20 protein-coding genes and 1 pseudogene are annotated in these 16028 nt (G+C 66.4%); 6 read left to right on the top strand and 15 right to left on the bottom strand.

Annotated features, from left to right (window positions below):
• Positions 1-78 precede the first annotated feature (78 nt).
• The gene (locus tag MKK75_RS27400; protein ID WP_244045641.1) at positions 79-357 is read left to right on the top strand and encodes a PepSY domain-containing protein; all 279 of its coding nucleotides are present in this window, start codon (positions 79-81) and stop codon (positions 355-357) included.
• Complete coding sequence (locus MKK75_RS27395; RefSeq protein ID WP_244045640.1) at positions 357-614, top strand: hypothetical protein; 258 nt, start codon at positions 357-359, stop codon at positions 612-614. The genes MKK75_RS27400 and MKK75_RS27395 overlap by 1 nt, the downstream gene beginning before the upstream one ends.
• A 35-nt stretch (positions 615-649) precedes the next feature.
• Here MKK75_RS27395 and MKK75_RS27390 read toward each other — a convergent pair whose 3' ends face one another.
• The 8 genes and pseudogenes from MKK75_RS27390 to MKK75_RS27355 form a co-directional block, all read right to left on the bottom strand.
• The gene (locus MKK75_RS27390) at positions 650-817 is read right to left on the bottom strand and encodes a hypothetical protein (protein ID WP_244045639.1); all 168 of its coding nucleotides are present in this window, start codon (positions 815-817) and stop codon (positions 650-652) included.
• 770 nt (positions 818-1587) lie between these two features.
• Complete coding sequence (locus MKK75_RS27385) at positions 1588-2643, bottom strand: dipeptidase (protein ID WP_409567617.1); 1056 nt, start codon at positions 2641-2643, stop codon at positions 1588-1590.
• An 85-nt stretch (positions 2644-2728) separates the two neighbouring features.
• Complete coding sequence (locus tag MKK75_RS27380) at positions 2729-4024, bottom strand: MFS transporter (RefSeq protein ID WP_244045637.1); 1296 nt, start codon at positions 4022-4024, stop codon at positions 2729-2731.
• A gap of 207 nt (positions 4025-4231) precedes the next feature.
• Positions 4232-4624: a RidA family protein gene (locus MKK75_RS27375; RefSeq protein ID WP_244045636.1), complete on the bottom strand. Its 393-nt coding sequence runs from the start codon at positions 4622-4624 to the stop codon at positions 4232-4234.
• Positions 4625-4691: 67 nt separating this feature from the next.
• Positions 4692-5570: an MBL fold metallo-hydrolase gene (locus MKK75_RS27370; protein ID WP_244045635.1), complete on the bottom strand. Its 879-nt coding sequence runs from the start codon at positions 5568-5570 to the stop codon at positions 4692-4694.
• Between the two features lie 39 nt (positions 5571-5609).
• Positions 5610-6395, bottom strand: coding sequence for a creatininase family protein (locus tag MKK75_RS27365; protein WP_244045634.1), 786 nt, complete (start codon positions 6393-6395; stop codon positions 5610-5612).
• Between the two features lie 10 nt (positions 6396-6405).
• Positions 6406-6624 carry a hypothetical protein gene (locus MKK75_RS27360; protein ID WP_244045775.1) on the bottom strand — a complete coding sequence of 73 codons (219 nt, stop codon included), beginning with the start codon at positions 6622-6624 and terminating at the stop codon, positions 6406-6408.
• A 64-nt stretch (positions 6625-6688) separates the two neighbouring features.
• Positions 6689-6973, bottom strand: a pseudogene (locus MKK75_RS27355) (MFS transporter); the annotation flags it as partial.
• 174 nt (positions 6974-7147) lie between these two features.
• On the opposite strand from MKK75_RS27355, the gene MKK75_RS27350 reads away from it, so the two are divergent.
• Entirely contained in the window at positions 7148-7831 is a 684-nt protein-coding gene (locus MKK75_RS27350) for a TetR/AcrR family transcriptional regulator (protein WP_244045633.1), read from the top strand.
• A 373-nt stretch (positions 7832-8204) separates the two neighbouring features.
• Here the strand turns inward: MKK75_RS27350 and MKK75_RS27345 are convergent, their stop codons facing one another.
• Positions 8205-8651, bottom strand: a complete 447-nt coding sequence (locus MKK75_RS27345) for a MarR family winged helix-turn-helix transcriptional regulator (protein ID WP_244045632.1) — start codon at positions 8649-8651, stop codon at positions 8205-8207.
• Between the two features lie 132 nt (positions 8652-8783).
• On the opposite strand from MKK75_RS27345, the gene MKK75_RS27340 reads away from it, so the two are divergent.
• Both MKK75_RS27340 and MKK75_RS27335 read left to right on the top strand, forming a co-directional pair.
• Complete coding sequence (locus tag MKK75_RS27340; RefSeq protein WP_244045631.1) at positions 8784-9233, top strand: VOC family protein; 450 nt, start codon at positions 8784-8786, stop codon at positions 9231-9233.
• Between the two features lie 16 nt (positions 9234-9249).
• Positions 9250-10827: an FAD-dependent oxidoreductase gene (locus MKK75_RS27335; RefSeq protein ID WP_244045630.1), complete on the top strand. Its 1578-nt coding sequence runs from the start codon at positions 9250-9252 to the stop codon at positions 10825-10827.
• 219 nt (positions 10828-11046) lie between these two features.
• Here MKK75_RS27335 and MKK75_RS27330 read toward each other — a convergent pair whose 3' ends face one another.
• The 6 genes from MKK75_RS27330 to MKK75_RS27305 all read right to left on the bottom strand — a co-directional run bounded on the left by MKK75_RS27330 (position 11047) and on the right by MKK75_RS27305 (position 14871).
• On the bottom strand, positions 11047-11268 hold the full coding sequence (locus MKK75_RS27330) for a GDCCVxC domain-containing (seleno)protein (RefSeq protein ID WP_244045629.1): 222 nt from the start codon (positions 11266-11268) through the stop codon (positions 11047-11049).
• A gap of 99 nt (positions 11269-11367) precedes the next feature.
• Positions 11368-11826 (bottom strand): DsrE family protein, encoded by a 459-nt coding sequence (locus tag MKK75_RS27325; RefSeq protein ID WP_244045628.1) that lies wholly within the window; start codon positions 11824-11826, stop codon positions 11368-11370.
• A gap of 64 nt (positions 11827-11890) precedes the next feature.
• On the bottom strand, positions 11891-12787 hold the full coding sequence (locus tag MKK75_RS27320; protein WP_244045627.1) for an MBL fold metallo-hydrolase: 897 nt from the start codon (positions 12785-12787) through the stop codon (positions 11891-11893).
• A 123-nt stretch (positions 12788-12910) separates the two neighbouring features.
• Entirely contained in the window at positions 12911-13630 is a 720-nt protein-coding gene (locus MKK75_RS27315; protein ID WP_244045626.1) for a cytochrome c biogenesis CcdA family protein, read from the bottom strand.
• Positions 13631-13636: 6 nt separating this feature from the next.
• Positions 13637-14026 carry a thioredoxin family protein gene (locus MKK75_RS27310; protein ID WP_244045625.1) on the bottom strand — a complete coding sequence of 130 codons (390 nt, stop codon included), beginning with the start codon at positions 14024-14026 and terminating at the stop codon, positions 13637-13639.
• 44 nt (positions 14027-14070) lie between these two features.
• On the bottom strand, positions 14071-14871 hold the full coding sequence (locus tag MKK75_RS27305; RefSeq protein WP_244045624.1) for a pentapeptide repeat-containing protein: 801 nt from the start codon (positions 14869-14871) through the stop codon (positions 14071-14073).
• 185 nt (positions 14872-15056) lie between these two features.
• On the opposite strand from MKK75_RS27305, the gene MKK75_RS27300 reads away from it, so the two are divergent.
• The gene (locus MKK75_RS27300) at positions 15057-15731 is read left to right on the top strand and encodes a Crp/Fnr family transcriptional regulator (protein ID WP_244045623.1); all 675 of its coding nucleotides are present in this window, start codon (positions 15057-15059) and stop codon (positions 15729-15731) included.
• Positions 15732-16028 lie beyond the last annotated feature (297 nt).

Here is a 16028-nt window from a genome sequence, read left to right as displayed (position 1 = left end):
CAGCCTTCTTCAGTGCTTGCCGCGCAACCGCTCCATGAGCCACCCGTTGTTGGACACAAACGGAAATGGAGGCGGCTAATGAAATCGGTAGTGCTCGCACCTCTAACCCTGGCTTTGGCGCTGGGCTGCGCCGGCTCCGCGATGGCCAAGAAAGACGTGCCTGGCCCCGATTGGATGCCCGTCGAACAGGTCAAGCAGAAGCTCCAGGAGGCAGGCTACACCTCGGTGACGAAGGTGAAGGCCGACGATGGGCACTGGGAGGGTGAGGGTCTGAAGAATGGCGTGAAGATGGAGTTCCACGTCGATCCCAGGACCGGGGCCATCACCAAGGAGAAGCCCGACGATGATGACGATTGATGCCCAAGTTCGCGCAGGACGGCACTGAAGACGGTCCGTTAAGGAAGAAGGGAAAACGCACCGCGTTCTTGATCGCCGTGCATCAGAAGCGTGAGGCAGTGCGCGTCTACGCCGTCCTGGCCGTGTCGGCCAAGACGGCTCTGACCCAGGTTCGCGCAATGGCGACGGATGCCATGGAGGTCGAGGTCGTCGGCGCCCTGTCGCGCGACCTCGCCAAACGACTCGGCCTCAAGCAAGGTGAGATACAGCTCGTGTAGGCGCGGTACAGCGAGACTGCTGGCATTCAGGCCGATCATGAGGCGACCAGACTTTCCTTGTCCTTCTTCAGACGACGCAGGTTGCAGAGAGCCCGCACCAGCTTCTTGGCCTTCCGCTTCTCGTGCGTCTCCGTCACAGAGCGGCCAGCGACCTTGATCATGAAGTGCCCGTCTGGTGTCTTCTCCTTCGTGACGTAGTGCATGGCGGAACTCCTGCGGGAGAGGCTCGCGGGCGCGAGCGTCAGGTGTTTGGGGCTGCTCAAGGTCCGAGACGCATCTCCGATCGCATCGCCCTGCACGGGAGACGCTCCGATACGACACGGGCGCGCTCGTTTAGACTGCAACCTTCCTCCTTCTTACCTGATGCGGACAAAGGATCGTACCTGCATCAACGCCCGGCCGCGCCCAGCTGCGGTCCGCAAACCGACGGTTACTGAATATCGAAGTCATCCTCGCCGGTGCGTGATCCTACCAGCGCCCTCAACCTAGACCTGTTCACATTGAGTGGGGTGACGCCTTGGGAGGGAGACGGAAGGTCTGCTTTAAGCCGGAAAGCCAAGGTTTGGTTTCCACCCCGAGCTGAAGTTGTCGGACGGCTGACGAACGTCTGCTTTGGGGGAACGCCGACAGCACTTACGGCGGCCGGGTTGGGTCGATAGGAGGCTGTCCGCTTTTCCGGCCGGCATTCTCCGAAGCGGCCGTTCCGCTTACGGCCAGCATCAGCCGCTGCCGATCGCTCGTGTGAGTGTCTCTGATGGGTGGATTTCAGCTGGTAGGCTTCCGGGCGGGAATGTATAAAAAGCGGACGTCGTCGTCGCGCCCGCTCACGACCCTTCTCGACCGTTCGGAGCATCTGCTTACTGGCAGTTCGGCTGGCTTCGAAGGCATGGGCCTGGCTAAAACAGCCTGACCCTTTCGGAAAGGGCGGAGCAGAATAGCAGACGCAGCGCGCTCAATGGCGAAGGACGGGCGATCAGCCGATCGTCACCGACAGCACGCGCAGCCAATTCTCAACGGCGATCTGGCGGAGGGCATCGTCGTTGTAGCCTCGCTCCGATAGTGCTCGGAAGATCGCCTGGGTACCCGCCACCGACCCCACGCGGTCGGGCACTACGGCGCCGTCGAAGTCCGACCCCAATCCAACACGGGTTTCACCGAGGCGTTCGACAAGTCGATCGACATGACGCACCGCCACGTCGAGATCGGTGTCGGCCAACATTTGGCCGTCCGGCCGCAGGAAGCAGGTGGCCAGGTTCAGCCCCACCAAGCCGTCGCTGTCCCGGATAGCGTCGAGCTGACGGTCCGTTAGGTTTCGCGATGACGGGCAGACGGCGTGGGCGTTCGAGTGAGTTGCCACGAGGGGCGCCTGCGACAGGCACGCGACGTCCCAGAAGCCCTGCTCCGTGAGGTGCGATAGGTCGACGAGGATGCGCAGCCGGTTGCAGGCGCGGACGAGTTCGGCGCCGGCGGCCGTCAGCCCCGGACCGGCGTCGGGCGAACTGGGGAACCGCATCGGGACGCCCCCACCGAAGGCATTGTTACGGCTCCAGACCGGCCCCAGTGAGCGCAAGCCCGCCGCGTGCAGCACGTCGAGCGCTTGCAGATCCTCGTCGATCGCCTCCGCGCCCTCCAGGTGGAGAACGACGGCGAACTGGCCCACGTCGATCGCGGACCGGATCTCGCCGACGTCACGGCACAGGACGACCCCACCCTCGGAGGCGGCAACAATCCGCATGAGGATGGCGGCCTGTTTCAATACGATCCGCTGGGCGACGGCGAGCGGCACCTCGGGCGGCAGCGGGCAATCGTAGCTGGCGCCGTGGAAGTGATCGAAACTCAGACCCGTCTCGGATGGCGCGTAGAGCGCGAAGAGGCCCCCCAGCATTCCGCCGCGCTCGGCGCGCGGCAGGTCGATGTGCCCGTCCGGCCGCCCGTCGAGGAAACTTTGCTCCGGGTCGGGCCGAGCGTACAGCGAGAGGCGCAGCAGCGTATCGTTGTGCCCGTCGAAGAACTTCACCATCGTATCCATCGCGTCTCACCGTTCGATGACGTGTTTCGGGGGCGGAGCGAGCGCACCGGCGGGGTTACCTGTCGCCGTCTGTGACGCCCCGGGTTCACGCGGGTCGGGGCAGCCGGTTAGCCAGCATCACCACCGCCCCCGCGACCAGCAGCCCGACCATCACCAGCAGCCCCGCACTTATGCTGCCGGTGGCGGTCTTCACGGAGCCGATGATGACCGGGCTGAAGAAACCGCCGAGCACGCCCACGACGTTGACGAAGGCGATGCCACCCGGCGCGGCGGCCGGATCGAGGTAGTCGGCTGGGATGGCCCAGAGCACCGTGTACGACGCCCACATCATCGCGGTCGCCAGCGTGATGCCGGGCAGCGCCACCGCCAGGGTCTGCGGGTACGTCGTCGCGAGCAGAAGCGCCGCGGCACCAACGAGGCCGCACAGGGCGCTGTGCCAGCGCCGCTCCCGGCGCCGGTCGGAACTCAGGCACAACAGGCGCATCGCGGCAAGCGCGGCGACATAGGGGAGCGCGGAGACCAAGCCGATAGTTGTCGTGCTGGTAAGGCCCGCCGCGCTCAGGATCGTCGGCAGCCAGAAGCTCACAGTGTAGATGCCGCAGATCACGCAGAAGTTGCTGGCAGCAATGCCGAGCACGCGCGGATCGAGCACGGCCTTAAGCAGGGGGCTGTGGCCCTCGACCCGCCCCGGATGGACGGCCAGATCCCCGGCCAGGAGGGCTTTCTCGCCATCATCGAGCCAGCGCGCCTGCTCGGGCCGGTCGGTCAAGGTAAGGTAGGCGATCACGCCCAGCACCACGCAGGGCAGTCCCTCAATCAGGAACATCCACTGCCAACCTCGTAGCCCGTGCACGCCGTCGAGAGCCGCGACCGCCCAGCCGGACATCGGGCCGCCCAGCGCCCCGCCGATCGGCCCCGCAGCCATGACGACGGCCATCACGCGCGCCATCCGCGCCGGCGCGTACCAGTAGGTCAGGTACAGGATCATGCCGGGGGCGAACCCGGCCTCGAACACCCCGAGCAAGAAGCGCAGCGCGTAGAACGTGGTCGTGTCGTGGGTGAACATCATTCCCGCCGAGACGATGCCCCACAGGATCAGGATCCGCGCCACGGTCTTGCGCGCGCCGATCCGCGCCAGGAGCAGATTACTCGGGATCTCGAAGATGACGTAGCCGATGAAGAAGATCCCCGCTCCGGTGCCGTAGACGGCATCAGAGAAGCCGAGGTCGCTCTGCATCTGGAGCTTGGCAAAGCCGATGTTGATCCGGTCGAGGAACGCGAACATGTAGCAGGTCGTCAGGAACGGCAGCAGCCGCCAAGTGATCTTCGTGTAGAGGCGTTCGGACGCGTTGGCGGTGGTCGCTGCGGGTAGCACGAACATGAGATCCCCCAGGCGGCGGGATGGGCGCGCGGATTGCCCCCGCCTCATGAACCATAAGGTTATTTACTTTACAGTAAAGTCAAAATGCGTGGATTGCAATGCCATGAGGTCGGCATCGAATGGGTGATGCGCGTCCGCCCCAGCCGGTATGCGAGCGCAGGCTCGTGGGCTAGATCGGCGCTTGTACCTAGTGCCGGACCGTGCGCCTCACCCGAGGGGGACGGATCGCGAGGTGCCGACGAAGGCGGTCGCCTCGATCTCGACGGCCACGCCGCCGACCAGCTTGGCTTCGACGGTGCTGCGGGCCGGCAGGTGCGCGCCGAAGGCCGCCGCGTACACCGCGTTGAACCGCGCCATCAGGCCGAGGTCGGACAGCCACACCGTGCAACGCACGATCGCGGACAGGTCGAGGCCGAACTCGGTGAGCGTGGCCTGGATCGCCGCGATGACGGCCTCGGTCTGCTCCTCTATGGCGCCGCCCACCGGCTTCTGGTCGGCCCCCCGCGGGGTCTGACCAGACAGGAACAGTAGGTCGCCGACGCGCACCGCCTTCGAGAGCGGCGCGGGCAGGGGCGAGGGGTAGCGGATGAGGTCGGTCATGCGGTGGATTTTCGGATCGCGGCGGGCATCGGTATCGGGCGTGCGGATCGCGTCAGCGGTCGTCGCCTCAGAGGAACGACCACGCGAAGCCATCACCCACCCGGGCGACGGTGCCGACGGACGTGCCCGCGCAGTGCGAACTGAACCAAGTCAGGCCGCGCTCAGCGGCGAGTTCGAGCACGCGCAGCCGCGACCGGCGCGCCTCGTCGTGGTCGGCACAAAACATCGAGCACCAGTCGGGTTGGGCGACCTGCACCGGGTCGTGCAGTACGTCACCGGCGAACAACGCCTCCCGCCCGTCCGCGCGCAGCAGGATCGACATGTGGTCCGGGCTGTGCCCCGGGGTCGGCAGGAAGCTGAAGCCCGGCAGTGCCTCGCCTCCCTCCGGCGGCACCAACTCGGCAGTGCCCGCCTCCACCACCGGCTGGACGCTGTCGGCGAACATATCGTGGTTCGGCCGCGCGAGACCGTCCGGCGCGGTGAATAGTTCATAGCCCCGCCGCGGCAGCAGGGTGCGCGCGTTCGGGAAGGTCGGCACCCAGCCGTGCGGCCCTGGCACAGTGTTCCAGCCGACGTGGTCGGTGTGCAAGTGGGTCAGCAGAACGTGGGTGATGTCCTCCGGCCGGGCGCCCGCGGCTGCGAGGCGGTCGAGCCAAGCCGTATCAAGGTGGTCGAACGCCTTCGCGGCGCGGGTCTTGCCGTTGCCGACGCCCGCATCGACCAGCACGGTCAGGCCGCCGACGCGCACCAGCCAAGCGTGGACGGACACGGTCAGCTGCCGACCCCTGGCGTCGCCGGGTTGGGAGCCGTCCCGCGTCGGCGTGGCCACGTCGGGATCGTAGTCAGGCAGGAGCGCGGAGGCCGGGAACGGCAACGCGATCTCCGGGATCTTGGTCACGCTCGCCCCGCCGACCCGGTAGGTCTCGGGCGTCTCGCTTGCCGTCATAGTGATCCCCCCCCGTCCCATCGCCCCGAGATTGCGCCGTCATGACCACGGCTCACCGGCCCGCAGCCGATCGGCCAGCGCTTGAGCGCAGGCATCGAGCAGCGCCTTGCCCTTGGCCGCGCTCGCCCGCCGCGCGTCCCCGGCGACGCCGCCCGGTGAGACCTCCTGCCAGCCGCGCACCCGCCGGAGCGTCGGCAGCAGCGAGGCCGCCACGTCGAAGGCTGGCCCATGCGCCTCGGGCAGCCGGGTCGCGTCCACGAGTTCGGGGGCCAGCGCCATCATCATCGCGGTCTCGCCTTCGCAGGCGTGCATGACATTGGCTTGGTCCTCCAGGATGCCCGCTACCGCGTCGGCGGCCTCCATGAAGTACGTCACCGTCGCGATCGGTGCATCCAACTCACGCGTCAGTTCGACGGAGAGCGCCGACAGCGCGGCGATGTTGCCGCCGTGGCTGTTGACCAGCACGATCCGCCGGAAGCCCGCCGCCAGGATCGAGCGGCACAGGTCGCGCAGCAGGGCGTGGTAGGTGGCGAGCGACAGGGTGAAGGTCCCGCCGAAGGCGACGTGGTGGTCGGCCAACCCACACCACACGGTCGGGGCGACTACGACCGGCTGGTTGGGCGCGAGGTGCTCGGCCGTTCTGCGGCAGACGGCGGTGCCTAGGTAGTCGTCAACGCCGGTGGGCAGGTGCGGCCCGTGCTGCTCGGTGGAGGCCACCGGCAGCAAGACCACGGTGTCGCGGCGGGCGAGGTCGTTGAGCGCATCCGCCGACAAGCGGCTCCAGGCGACCTCGGGGGGCACGGTCGGGGCGGCAGGCTCGGTCATGACATCCTCCTCAGGCGGCGGTCGCCAGCGCCGCCCCGGCATTGGCGGCCACGCAGGCCCGGTACGGGTACAGGCCCGCGAAGGCCGCAAGCGTGGCCAGGACCGCCAGGGCCGGCGCGCCCACGGCGAGCGCGCGCCAAAGCTGCGTCTCGTCGCCGTTCGCGCTGCCGGGCACCAGCGCGGACCCCGCGCCGACGTAGGCCGAGACCGCAAACACGACGAAGGCCAATCTGCGCCGATGCGGGGGTGCCGGTGGCCTCGCCGACGCCCACGCCTGCGCGAGCGAGCGCCCGCTGCGGGAAGGAGCGCACGAAGCAACATAGGACGGTGCAGGCGCACCACAGGGTGAGCCCGGTCGAGAGCAACGCGGAGCGCGAGACGCGGTCGACAAGGCGGCGGATCGGCAGGCCAGCGATCGCGTGGGCCAGGGCGAAGCCGAGTCCGATAACAAGATTGACCTCGGTGTTGGAAATGGCGAGGTCAGCCTTGATCGGGGCGATGAGCAGGCGCGGCGCCTGCTGGTCGACGCATGAGAAGATCTGCACGACGAACAGGACGGCGACGCTGCACCATGCCATCAGGGGGCGGGGCAGGTCGGGCGAGACCCCGCCCGTGGCAGGACGCGGACCGGGACGGTTTCTGAGCATGGCATGCTCCCGGATCGGGGTCGCGCCCGCGTTTGCCGGTGTGGTCGACCTCATGGGATTACCCGTGTATATTGACTTTACAGTCTAGTACAGAGGGGTGCGATCATGGCACGGCGCGGCGCGGCGATCCGGGACGACGGGCACGGTGGCGAGACCGGGGCGTTCACGTCAAGCGCGAGCACCCCGACCGCGATCCTCGACGCAGCGCGGCGCCTGTTTCTGGAAGCCGGTTACGAAGGGGTGAACCTAGAGCAGGTCGGTCAGGCGGCCGGCGTGTCGCGCCAGACGGTCTACAACCAGTTCGGCAGTAAGGACGCAGTGTTCCGGGCGGTGGTGGACCGGCACTGGGACGCGGTGCGGGCCGAGGTGGCAGCGGTGGCCCACGCGCCGCCGGCCTTGGCGGCCGACCCCGGGGAGGTCTTGCGCGGCTTCGCGCGCTCGCTGCTACGCTTCGTGCACGGGACGGACCAGATCGCCTTCACACGCTTGGTCATCGCGGAGTCGCGCCACCTGCCCTGGATCGCCGAGGAGTTCTACCGAGCGGGTAAGGCGCCGCTGGTGGCAGCGTTCGCGGATGTGCTGGCCGCGCTGACGGGCCAGGGGCTGCTGTGCTGCGAGCAGCCCGAACTGGCGGCGCGCCAGTTTATGGGGCTGATCCAGGAGTTCGTGATCTGGCCGCGTGTGATGGCAATCGGTGACGGTTTCAAGGATGCCCCCCGCGACGCGGTCGTGGTCGAGGAGGCGGTGGCCATGTTCCTGGCCCGCTACGGGACCGGTCGTCGGGCGTAGGCCGGTGTGATCTGTCGTTCACCCGCCGTCGTCGGTGTGTCGTCGCACCGTCCGATGTCCGTTTCGGGGGGTGGCGACTGCGCCGGTTAAATGAAGGATTTAGTCGCGCAGCCGAACGGCTGCTTTCCAGCGAGCAGCTGACTACCGCTTTCAAACCAAAGTCAAAGTTCTTGCACGGCTGATGAACGGCCGCTTTGGGAGAGCGCCGATAGCTGTCTTGGCGGCTGGGTTGGGTCGCTTCCGGAATGGCCGCTCGGGGTGGATTTCTGCCGGTCGGCTTTGGAGGGCCAGAGGTTCAAAACGGACACGCACACCCGGCTCGATAGGCCCAGTCCATTCACTCGATCAAATGTAAATTGTTACGGCGCTAAGATCATGGAAGGAGCCGCATCATCAGATCGGTCAAGGCGCGCAACGCATCATCGTCGAGGGCAAGACTGAGCCGCAACTTGCCGGCCGTCTCCCGCATGAGCCGATCTGTGACCGCACGGCCCCCAGGCGTCAGCGAGACCAACACCTGACGTCCGTCCGCTGGGTCTGGAGCCGCCTCGACGTGCCCTTCCCTCTGCAGGGCATCGACCAGCATCGACACGTTGGCGCGCGAGACCTTCAGCGCCACGACGATCTCGCGTTGGGGCACGGGTTCATCGCGCGACCACAACACCGCCAGCACCTGCCAACGTCCAGGTGTCAGCGCGTCGTTGCCCAGCCAGCGCGCGACGACGTTGTCGAGCGCCTGCACGCCTGAGCGCAAAGCGAACAGTGCCTCCAACGCGAGGGCATCGCCGGGCGGGAGGACTTCGCGATAGCGGTCGCGCACGAAGTCGGGCGGGACGAGCGGCGGAGCTGGCGTCTTCCTCGGCGTCCTTGACATTGTTAAGCGGTTAACAGAAATGGACAGTCAGGGCGCTGGCTCAGTCCTGAGCCGCATTCTCCCCGGACGGAGTGCGCCATGGCGACACCGATCCTGAACGGCATACATCATCTCAAGTTCTCGGTCGCCGACCTCGACCGTAGCCTCGCCTTCTACGAACAGGCGTTCGGTGCCCGTCGCGTCGAAGCCTGGGACCATCGGCACGCCGACGGCTCACTCTATGCTCTCATCCTTAAGGTCCCGGGGCTCGGTACGCACCTCGAACTGCGCCTTGACCCGATCCAAGCCGCGCGTCAGGCCGGCTTTGATCCGGTTACCCTTACCGTGCGGGACCGATCCGCCCTCGACGAATGGATGGCGCACCTCGACGCGGCGGGCATCGCTCACTCGCCTGTCCTCATCGCAATCCAGGCGTGGCTCGTCGTCTTCGCTGACCCCGATCGCCGACGCCTGCGCCTCTACACGCAGGAGACCCATGGTCCCGAACTCCCGCCCGACGAGGCCTCGCCGTGGCTGGCTGGAGACTGACGCACAAGGAGGTACCATGTCCGACCCCGTTCTGATCGTCGGAGCCGGCCCAACCGGTCTGACCGCCGCCCTCGAACTGTCGCGCCTCGGCGTCCCCGTGCGCCTCATCGACAAGCGGGATGCACCGGCCACCACCTCCCGCGCGATCGGCGTCCAGGCGCGGACCCTCGAACTACTAGATCAACGTGGGCTTGCCGAAGAGTTGGTCCGCCTCGGCAATCCGGGCCGTTACGGCAGCGTCTACGGCGGCGGCAAGCGGGTTTTCCATCTCGACTTCGCGCATGTCGAGAGCCGCTATCCGTACATCCTGTTCGTATCGCAGGCCGAGACCGAGCGCGTGCTGCGCGAAGCCTGCGCAAGCCATGGCGTCCTGCCGGAATGGAAGTCGGAGATCGTCGGCATCCAGCAGGACGCGCATGCTCCTGACGTTGCGCCCGCCCATGCCGTCCTCGAGGGTCCCGATGGCGCCCTGGAGCGGGTCGCTGCGCCCTGGATCATCGCGGCGGAAGGGGCACACAGCCTCGTGCGCACCACCCTCGACCTACCCTTCGAAGGTCATACCCGCACCGAGGACTACGCGCTGGGCGATCTCAAGATCGACGGTGCTCTGGCCGACACGGACTTCCACATCTTCTCGTCCGAGCACGGCTTCATGGGGCTGTTCCCGATGGGCGGCGAGCACTTCCGCCTCATCGCCTCGAACCCGCTGAGCGCGCCCTCGAAAGACACTGCACCCCCGCTCGAGGAGTTGCAGGCGATCTACGACCAGCGCTCCCCCATCCCGGCCCGGTTCCATGACCTCACCTGGAGCTCGTGGTTCCGCATCAACAGCCGCATGGTGCCCCGCCTCAGGATCGGGCGCCTGTTCCTGGGCGGGGACGCCGCGCACATCCACTCCCCGGCCGGCGCGCAGGGGATGAACACCGGCATCCAGGACATGATCAACCTGTGCTGGAAGCTCGCTCTGGTCTCGCGCGGCGAGGCACCGGCCGACCTGCTCGACACCTACGAGGCCGACCGGCTACCGGTGATGCGCAGCGTCCTCTCACGCACCGACAGCCTCACGACGACGATCGGCACCGAGAACCTGGTGGTACGCACTCTGTTCAACCATCTCGGCCCCTGGATCGTAGGCGTCGACCGAGTACAGGCGAACGCCACTGCTACCATGGCGCAGATCGCCCTCGGCTACCGCGACAGCCCGCTTTCGGAGGATGACGGGCATCCCGGCGCCCTGCGCGCCGGCGACCGGATGCCGGACCTGCCCGTCCAGCAATGGATCGAGGGGGCCTGGAGGCAAACGCACCTTCACCGGGCACTCGACCCGTCGCATCCCACTCTCGTGCTCGCTCTGCCGGATGAGGGACCACGCCCCGAGGATTTTGCGGGGGCGGACGGCCATGTCGTTCAGCTCGCCTCAGCCCCGGACGACGCAGGGCGGTTCGTGGCGGCGTTCGGGGACACGGGCAGCGCGGTGCTGGTGCGGCCAGACAGCTATGCCGGCTGGATCGGCCCGCTGGCCGGCGGCGCCGAGCGGGTCCGAGCGTACCGGGACCGGTGGTTCGCGCGAAGCCATGACGTAGGGGCCGACTAAAGGTGTCCGCTTCCGGGGAGGTAAGTGCAGAGGCAGGATGGCCGAGTTGGGTCGGGCGCGGGATGGCTGCTCAGGATGGATTTCTGCCGTTCCTATTCGGAGCGGCAATGCCATAGAAGCAGACATCGCTCCCGCCCCCGCTCACGACCCATTGCGGGCCTCGGGAAGGTCCGCTTCCAGGTTGTCGATGAGATAGAACGGCTGGGCTGGCCGCTATGATCAAGCACGGCAGAGCGCAGGTTGGCCGCTTTTGTGGGCTTCCTGGATCGGCGGACAGGTCACATCACCGAAGGAGCAGAACACGGAGCAGTCGCCTGCATTCGGGCGCAGGAGCGTGCCGCAGCCGGTACATTCGTAGAAGAACTGGCAGGCGTCGGTCGGCATCGCTTCCGTTTCCTGACGGTCGCAGTGCGGGCATGTGAGAGTGGATTGAAGCTGCATCCGCCTTACCGCATGACCCTGAGCGCCACGGCCTCGAGGTAGGGGTCCCACACATGTGCCGGGGCAACCAGCGCCTTCCCGAGCCTGAGAGGGTATTGATCAGGGGTGTACGTAGGTGAACCCCATGCCCTGAAGCCGGACGATCTCGGCGACTCCGCTCGGGACGATGTCTGTCTCCGTCACCCCGTAGAGTTCATGCCAATCGATCTTGCGCATCGTCAGGGTATTCTTGCAGATCAAAAACTTGACGCCGTCTGCTTTGAGGCCGTCGATCTGCTGCGCAAGCTTAGGGTCCTTGGCTGCCATCTGAAACAGATCGACGCCGTCGCCGAAGTCGACCACTCGGATTTGAATGTGGTCCCTGCCTACCGCCTCGATGTGGTTCTTCATGTTGCCGAGGATGTGCTTGAAGTAGGTGGCGTTGTCCGGCATCCCGCTGTCGTTCTGGTAGACGACTTTCTGATCGGCATAGTAGCCGGGTGTCACCGCTTCGAGGGCAAGCGCTGGTCCGAGGAACAGCCCCAGGAAGAGGGTGCAGGCGGCTGCTAATCTCGTCATCGCTTCCTAATCGCTCCGCTTGCTGCGGTGGCCGTCGAAGCGACCGCGAGATCGTCGATGATCATCACTGCCAAGCAGCGCCGGACAGCGCCTCCAGCGGGATCTTGAGATACCGACGACCATTGCGTTCTGGCTCCGGCATTCGGCCACCCCGTATGTTCACCTGTAGGGCGTGAAGGATGAGGCGTGGCATCGACAGGGAGCTATCCCTTCCCTGACGTAGCGCCACAAAATGCGCCTCGTCATGGCCGTCGAGCAGGTGCCGGTTCTGCGACTGCTGCTCGGCAATGGTGCTTTGCCAACGCGCCTCGCGGCCACCCGGCTGGTAGTCGTGGCCGGTGAACAAGCGCGTATCCGCGGGCAGCGCCAAGATGCGCTGGATCGAGCGCCAGAGCGCACAGGCGCTACCTCCGGGAAAGTCAGTTCGCGCTGTGCCACCGTCCGGCATGAACAGCGTATCGTGGATGAAGGCCGCGTCCCCCACGAGGTACGTGACGGACGCGAGCGTGTGGCCCGGCGAGAACAGCACCGTCACCTCGATCTCGCCTACGTGGAAGCGGTCTCCGTCTGCGAACAGGCGATCCCACTGTGAGCCATCGCAAGGGAAAGCCTCGGGCAGGTTGTAGAGATCCTTCCAGAGCGCCTGCACCTGCACGATCTGGTCACCGATCGCCATCGGCGCGCCCGTCTGCGTCTTGAGGTATGCCGCGGCTGAGAAGTGGTCGGCGTGTGGATGGGTGTCGAGCACCCACTCCACGGTGAGCCCCTGTTGCTCGACATAGGCGAGAAGCTTGTCCGCCGAGCGAGTTGCCACGGCTCCTGATTTTTCGTCGTAGTCGAGCACAGGATCGATGAGGGCGCACCGTAGCGTTCTGGGACAGGCGACCACGTACTGCACGCTGCCGGTCACGGGCTCATGGAACGCCGTCACAATGGGAATGCGCGAAATTCGATCGGGCATGGCACAGATGTCCCGCGCGAAGGAGATAACTCCATATAGCGCGCCTCCGCGAGAATAAACCTCTACGTGGCGGCGTGGACTTGGAACTCTCATCTACGTGCCAGTTATTCTGGCTTGGGAACGTCAGAGACCGGTGGTCAGTTTGGTCAACCAGGACGGTGAGGCGTTGACCAGAGCGGTTTCAGCCGTCTTGTCGTAGCCCGTGACGATCATCAGCCCTGTCGCCACGAGGATCAGGCCGAGGGCGGTCTTCAGCCCCTTGCCTAGGCCCATCATCCGGTCACGCCAGCGCATCAACACCTCGCGTGAAAGCGTGCCGAGCAGGAGCAGTGGCAGGGCCGCTCCGAGGCCGAATAGGAGCATGGTCAACGCGACGGTGCCGAGGTCTCGTCCCTGTGAGGCGAGCAGTGAGGCCGCCCCGAGGGTCGGGCCGACGCACGGGCTCCAGATCGCCCCGAGCAGCACGCCCACGCCGAATTGCCCCAGCAACCCAACCGTCGAGAACCCGCCGAACCTGTTCTCCGTCCAGTTGCTCATCGGACCAGCCGCCACGGCCAGCCGCGTCTGGGCCGCCGGGACCATCAGGACTAGCCCAATCAGGATGAGTATGATGGCCGCGCCGGTTCGGAAGAGGCCAGCATCGAGACCGATGGCGAACCCCACGGTGGCCACGAACAGCCCGATGACCATGAAGGAGAGGGCGAGCCCGGCGGCGAGCGCCGCCGGACCGAACCTGTGCTCTGAGGCCGCCGCGCCGAGCACCAGCGGCAGCAGCGGCAGCACGCAGGGGGACATCACCGAGAGGATGCCAGCGACGAAGGCGAGGCCCAGGCTCGTGATCATGACGGCTCAGATCGCCTTGTCGAGGAGCGACGCGATCGCCTCGGGCTTGGTCTCGCCTGCCGAGCGCCCGGTCTCCTTGGAGCCCTTATAGGTGATGAGCGTGCTCTGCATCGTCGCGCCGAATTGCTTCACCACGTTCTTACGACTGTCGAAATCGACATCGAACACCTGGAGGTCCTTGAACTTGGGCTCGGCCTCTAGCTTCGAGAGGATCGGCTTCTGCGCCGCGCAGGTGGTGCACCACGGGGCGGTGATGTGCACGAGGATCGGCTTGCCCGCCTTCTGAGCTGCCTCGAACGCGGCGGGTGTGTAGGTCATCTCGGCGGCGATCGCACCAGTGCCGAACAGCATGGGGGCGACGGCGAAGGCGGCGAGCAGGATGCGGCGGGTCGTCATGAGCATGGATCTCCGTGATTGGGTTTGGGGCGAGGAAACGAAGGTTAGTTCGACGCCTGAGTGATGGCGCGGTCGACGTTCACGCGCTCGGCCCAGTCCTTGGCCTCGGACTGACCCTTGAGGTCGATAAGCCGGGCACCGCTGACGTCGACGTTCTTGAAGTCCGCGCCCGCCACCGTGGCGCCAGTCAGGTTCGCCCCGGACAAGTCCGAGCCCATCAGCACGACGTCCGTGAGGTTCGCATCCTTGAGATCGGCGTATTCCAGGCGCGATCGCCCGAGATTGGCACCCTTCAGATTTGCGCCCGATAAGTTCACCGAGGTGAACACCGCCCGCATCAGGCCCATCGACTGGTTCTTGATGTCGGCGCCGCCCTTGAGGTCGACCAACGTCGCGCCGCTCATTTTGGCGCCCTTGAAGTCGCCGATCGGCATGGACCGGCTGAGGTCAGCGCCGCTGAAGTCGGCGTCCCGGGCGGTGATGCCGAACATCTTCGCGTCCGCGAGCTTGGCGCCGGATAGGTCGGCCTTCAGGAACCACGCCTGTTCGAGGTTCGCGCCGCTGAGATCGGTGCCGCGCAGGTTGGCCTTGTTCAGGCGCGCGGTCCGCAAGTTGACGCCTCGCAGGTTCAGCCCGGAGAGATCGAGGCCCGACAGGGACTTGTCGTGCAGATCGACGGGCTTGCCGTCGGCGGCCTTGATCATCGCTTCGACGTCGGCACGGCTCATCTCGGCCTTGGTCATAGCGGGCGAGGTCATGTCGGCCCCGAGCAACAGATCCTGTTCGGCGGCGGCCGGACTGGCGGCGAGGGCGGCCAGCATGAAGCTGAGGGCGAGGCGGCGCATCGGTTCACTCCCGGCGGGGCTGCACATGGGTGGCACCCGTATCGTGTTCGTTGTGTCGCGATGCTATGCCGGATCGCTGCACCCGGTCGGTGACCCAGGTCACACAAGTCGGGCGCGCCGGGAGAAAAGCGCAATGTGAGCCGGACGATCAGCCCGTCGTCATGGCCGGGGGGACGAAGCCAGCCATGACGGATGCCCAGAAGGTCGAGCGATGGATCGACCGGTTTCCGCTGCTTCAAGCGCTCAGCCCGGCGCATCTCCAGATCGCACGCGGAACCGTGCACTTCCCGGTGCTGAACCAAGGCGCCATCGCCTACGACCTAGATGGCGAATGCGCCAACTATCTGATGTGCCTGGAGGGCCGGACGCGGATCTTCCGCATGTCGGAGGGCGGGCGCGAGGTGTTGATCTACAAGGTCGGCCCAGGCGGCACCTGTGCCCTGACCACGCAGTGCCTCCTGTCGGGCGGCACCTTCCCGGCGCAGAGCGTGGCCGAGGAGCGCACCGAACTGGCGGCGCTGCCGGTGAGCACGTTCCAGCATCTGATGGGCGAGAGTGCCGCCTTCCGCAGCTTCGTCATGGACGACTACACGCGGCTGATGTCCGGCCTGTTCACGCTGATCGACGAGGTCGCGTTTGCGCCGCTCAAGCGGCGTCTCGCCCAGCGCCTTCTGGCCGAGGCCGATCCACGGGGTGTCGTCGCCGTGACCCATCAGAAGCTCGCGGACGACGTCGGCAGCGTGCGAGAGGTCGTGAGCCGCATCCTGGCGCAATGGGCCGAGGCGGGTTTGATCGAGCTACGTCGCGGTGCGGTCGAGATTGTGGAACGGACGAGCTTGGCTGCCGCTGGCAAGCGGTGAACTGCGGCACCCTCGGGGTCTGCTTTGGGGCGAAGGGCTGAAGTCCGCTCCCCACCCCGAGGTGAAGTTGCCGAGCGGCTGACGGACGTCCGCTTCGTGGAAACGCCAACAGCGCTTCCGGCGGCTGGGTTGGGTCGCTACCGGAAGGACCGCTGTGGGTGGTTTTGCGAAGTTCTGCTTTCGAGGCGCAGGCGCCGAAAGCAGACGCAGCGTAGAGCTACGAGACCGTGATGTTCCGCGCTACGAACGATGCAAGCGGCTGTCGGATGGCGTTCATCAAGCCCGTGGCTTCGACCC

The organism is Methylobacterium sp. J-030 (assembly GCF_022829545.1).
Classification (GTDB): domain Bacteria; phylum Pseudomonadota; class Alphaproteobacteria; order Rhizobiales; family Beijerinckiaceae; genus Methylobacterium.
Note: the sequence above shows the minus strand (reverse complement) of the source record. Positions and strands in the feature narration are given on the sequence as shown.